The organism is Marinagarivorans sp. (genome assembly GCF_982758155.1).
This window is the reverse complement of the sequence record NZ_CEXWTU010000327.1, coordinates 1-4,296: the sequence shown is the minus strand read 5'-3', so window position 1 is coordinate 4,296 and position 4,296 is coordinate 1. Positions and strand designations below refer to the sequence as shown.

The 4,296-nt window shown below is 48.9% G+C and carries 3 protein-coding genes; 1 reads left to right on the top strand and 2 read right to left on the bottom strand.

Annotated elements, in window-relative coordinates; all coding sequences use genetic code 11:
• Positions 1 to 180: 180 nt before the first annotated feature.
• A complete protein-coding gene (locus AC3A8L_RS20325) occupies positions 181 to 1,041 on the top strand; it encodes a sugar nucleotide-binding protein (protein WP_487964098.1) in 861 nt (286 codons plus the stop codon).
• Positions 1,042 to 1,092: 51 nt separating this feature from the next.
• On the opposite strand, the gene AC3A8L_RS20320 is transcribed toward AC3A8L_RS20325, so the two are convergent.
• Positions 1,093 to 1,296 carry a DUF2788 domain-containing protein gene (locus AC3A8L_RS20320; protein WP_487964097.1) on the bottom strand — a complete coding sequence of 68 codons (204 nt, stop codon included), beginning with the start codon at positions 1,294 to 1,296 and terminating at the stop codon, positions 1,093 to 1,095.
• A gap of 81 nt (positions 1,297 to 1,377) precedes the next feature.
• Positions 1,378 to 3,999 (bottom strand): sensor domain-containing phosphodiesterase, encoded by a 2,622-nt coding sequence (locus AC3A8L_RS20315; RefSeq protein WP_487964096.1) that lies wholly within the window; start codon positions 3,997 to 3,999, stop codon positions 1,378 to 1,380.
• Between the last annotated feature and the right edge of the window lie 297 nt (positions 4,000 to 4,296).

The following is a 4,296-nucleotide window of genomic DNA, read 5'->3' as shown; positions in this document are numbered from 1 at the left end:
TCGAGCGCCTTGCTGAGAAAACAGGCGCCTTCGTCTAATTGGACAAACTATTATTTCCTCGCCCCTAACGCAATTTCTGATAGTTGATCGCGGCTATTTTGTGCTGATTTTAGGCGGCTTTTTGTGCTATAAATGCCCTTCGTTTGTAGCGTATTAACACAGTGTATGGGAGAAAGGTTTTTGGGTTTTCGTGTTTTGGTTGTGTCAGATTCACCTGCATTTTACGAGACGTTAGAGTCCGCTTTTGAGGCCTTGGCGTTTACGTTGTTGGCGGCAGCGCCTGATTTCTTGGTGTCGTCGCCAGAAAATGTGGCGGCCTACATGGATGCTGAGCGTATTAATATTGTTGTGTCTACTAATGCCGGAAGTGGGGCTGCTGATAATCTGCATTGGTTGGCCGACGTTTGCCGAGATAAAGACCTTCCTCTTATCCATTTGTCTTCGTACCGAGTGTTTGGGGTGGAGCAAAGTGATTTAACCGAAAGTTTGCTCCCTGAGCCGAGTGATGCTTTAGGTCAGACTTTACTTGCCGCTGAGACGCTTGTTTTGGCTGTGCCGCACGCGATTGTATTGCGTACTCCTTGGACGTTAACGTCTTGTAGTCAGGCGGCTACCGATGAAGGGCTTTTAGGGCGTATTTGTTTTGGCTTACTTAATAATCCTGTGTTGAATGTTTCTGAAGTGGCTTCCGGCGCTTTGATTTCTTGGCAGGAAATGGCCAAAACAATCGTTGCGATTGTTCAGCAAATATTATGCGGTGCTGAAAACTGGGGCGTGTTTCATATTCACACTAGCGACACGTGTAGCGAAGCTGAGTTTGCGGATGCTGTTGCACGTTTATTGCGAGGCGAGGGCTTGTGCGTGTCGGAGTTGGCTATTACGAAAGAGTCTCGGCCGTGTTCGGTTGAGCGCTCGGCGCTATTAAAGGGGCGACGTTGTACCGACAATTTTGGCGTTCAACAGCGAAGCTTTCGGATTGGCTTGAAGGGGTGTGTTCAGCGCTGGATTGCTGATAATGGTTATTTTCCTCCCGCGGTTTAGTGTTGTTGGTGTTGTTAGTATAGTTTGCGGGTGGCTTTGTTGTTTTTGTGTTTAGGATTGTTCCAGGAGTGATACGACAACCGTTTTAATAATAAAGCCCAGTACGCCCAGCCCAAGCACAGTAAATATGATGATTGTACCGAAGCGCCCAGCTTTTGATTGTTTGGCAAGGTCCCACATAATAAATCCCATAAAACCTATTAATGTGGTAATGCCTAAAATCATAGACCACTTTTCAAATGCTTCAATATTCATAGAGCTTGCTGGCGTAAAAGGTAGGGAGGCTATTCTAGCGTGTCGTACTACTTCGGGAAATACTTTTGGTTTTTAGCGTTTTTAGCGTTTTTCGTGCTTTAGGTACCACTGCTCGAACTCTACTGCCGGCAGTGGTCTGGCAATATGGAAGCCTTGCGCCACCTCGCAATTCAGTTGTGCTAAGCGTGTCATTGTTTCTTTGTCTTCAACGCCTTCGGCAACCACGTTCAAGCCAAAGCTGTGGGCGAGGCCTACTGTAGATTTAATAATCATTTCGTCTTGCGCGTCATTGAGCATGTCAGAGACAAATGTGCGGTCGATTTTGAGGGTGCTCAATGGCAGGCGCTTGAGGTAAGCCATTGAGGAGTAGCCTGTACCAAAATCATCAATAGCGAAACGAACTCCTAAATCGTGAATGCGTTTAATAATTTGAAGGCTGCGCTCTGGGTCGCTAATCAGTGCGCTTTCTGTGATTTCGACTTCGAGTGATTGTGCAGGGAAATCATTATTGCGCAGGTGGCGCTCTACAATAAGTGGGAAGTCGTGGTCCACGAGGTTCCGGGCCGACAGGTTGATTGACACCTTCATTGGGATGCCTTTGCGGTGCCACTCTTTGGTTTGTTCTAGGGCTCTTATTAGCACCCACTCGCTTAATGGTTTAATGATCTCTGTCATTTCGGCCATGGGGATGAATTCAAAGGGTGGTACTTGCCCGAGCTTTGGGTGTTGCCAGCGAATAAGGGCCTCGCAGCCAACGCAGCTACCTGTTTTTAAATCCACTTTAGGTTGGTAGTGCAGCACTAATTCATTCTGACGAATAGCGTTGCCGAGTTCGGCCATTAGCATTAAGCGACGCGGGCTGTGTGCGTCTTGAGTGGCATCGTAGAATGCCAGCGGTTGGGCACTCGATTTTGCGCTGTACATGGCGACATCGGCGCAGCGCAGTAATGCGTGACTATTTTCGCCGTGGTCGGGATAAACGGCGATGCCAATACTGCCGCCGATTTCTAATGATATGCCGTCGGAAACAATCGGTTTTCGCAGTGATGCATCAATAAAGCTGGCAAGAGAAATAGCTTCGTCGCCTTCTTTGATTTTGGCAATCAATATGGCGAATTCATCCCCGCCTAGCCTGTAGAGGTAGGCGCCATGACGAATCAGCATGGGTTGAAGTCGTTTGGCAATTTCTTTTAATATTTGATCGCCGATGGCGTGGCCTAGCGTATCGTTAATATCTTTGAATCGGTTGAGGTCGAGCAGCATCAGAGCAACTTTAGTGCCGTTCTTGTGCGCGTTGTGTATGGCTATCGCCGAAACGTCGTGAAGGCGTGATCGATTGGGGAGACCGGTTAAAGCGTCGTGATTGGCTCTTCGCTCCATTTCACGTTTGGAATCTATTAGTTGTTCGTTTGCGCGCTTGCGCTCTGTAATATCGGCGGCCATAAATAAAAAGCCGCTGATGTTTTGCTGAGTGTCACGTAGTGGTGCCACAGCTAAAGAAACTGGTAGTTGCGTGCCGTCTTTGCGCAGGTACTGCCACTCGTATTCTTCTATTTGGCCTAGCCGGGCTTTGGCTACCAGGGCTTCAAAGTTTGGGAGGAGCTCGTATCCCAGCTCGCGCGTTAGGGTTTCGGCTCGCCAGCTAAGTTCTTTTTCCGTATGAAAAATTAGCGGTGTTTTTTGGTTGATAATCTCTTCGGCGCTGTAGCGTAAGCTTTGCTCTGCCGCGCGATTGAAGGTGTGGATAATACCGTTAAGATTGGTGGCGATAATGGCGTAGCTGGTGCCGTCAAAAATGGCTAGGTGTAGTGAGTTCAGCGCTTTGAGTTGGTCGGAGGTTTGTCTTTTGCCTGAGGTATCGCGCACGGAGGCAATGAGGTGCTCTTCTTGCTCTAGCTTGGCGCGGGTTAGGGTGACGTCAGTGTAAAACTGTGTGTTGTCCCAGCGCGTTTGCAGCCATTCAAAGCGAGTGTAGGTATCATTGCTGTTACTGTGCCGCGGCCATAGTTTATCGGCAGGGTGCCCAATAAACTGCTGGCGGTTGCAGCGAAATAATTTTAAGGCTGCCGCATTGCAGTCGCAGACCACGCCGTTGCGAATGATAATTAGCGCATCGCCGGTGCTATCGAATACGGTGCGGTAGCGCATCTCGCTGTTACGAAGCGAGTAGTACATGATGAGCTGAGAGAGTAAGTCCGCAACTGATGTCGCAAAGTTAATCTCCTCCTGGCTCCATTGCCGTATTTCGTTTAATTGCTCAAAGCAAATTACGCCAGAAGCTGCGCCCTCGTGGTGTAGTGTGGCATCAAGCAGTGATGCGATATTGAGTGGAGTTAAGTAGGTGTCAGTGAAGCATGCCGTTCTTGGATCTATTTTGGCATCGACTGCGGAAATGACCCGGTTGGTTTCGAGGGCCGCAAAATAAGGGGGGTAATCGACGGCGTGGATGCTGAGGGCATCGATGTCAATGTCCTGCTCATCGCAAGCGAAGGCCTGGCAGTGCAGTGTTTTTTTTGTATGGGTAGCGCCATCGTAAAGCCAGATCCCGCACCTATCGGCGACGATCGCTTTTCGACTGTGATCCGCAATAATACTCATGGCACGCTTCAGGTTCGTCTGCCAAAGCATTTCATCTTTCGCCAGGCAGATGTATTTATCGGCGAGGCTTACCAGGGTTTTATGAATATTGGGTGGTTGCGTCATGCGGTTGTCTTAGTGATCAGATAGGGCGTGCCTTATCGTATGGAATATCTTTTGGCATTCTAGCACCGATTAAATAGCAGTATAGTTGGCTTTAGGTGTTGGCGAGAAAGGATTGCGAGAAAAAACAGTTAGGGACGAGGCAATAATAGCTTGTTCAATTAGGCGAAGAGGGCCTGCAGGGAGGCAGGTTATTAGAATAACGCAGGAGCGGTTGTCGATCGGCTTTCTTATCGAGGCGCTTAAAGGGGCGCATGCCGGGGCCTATAGGACATAGGTCAGTAGGGTAACGCATCGGGG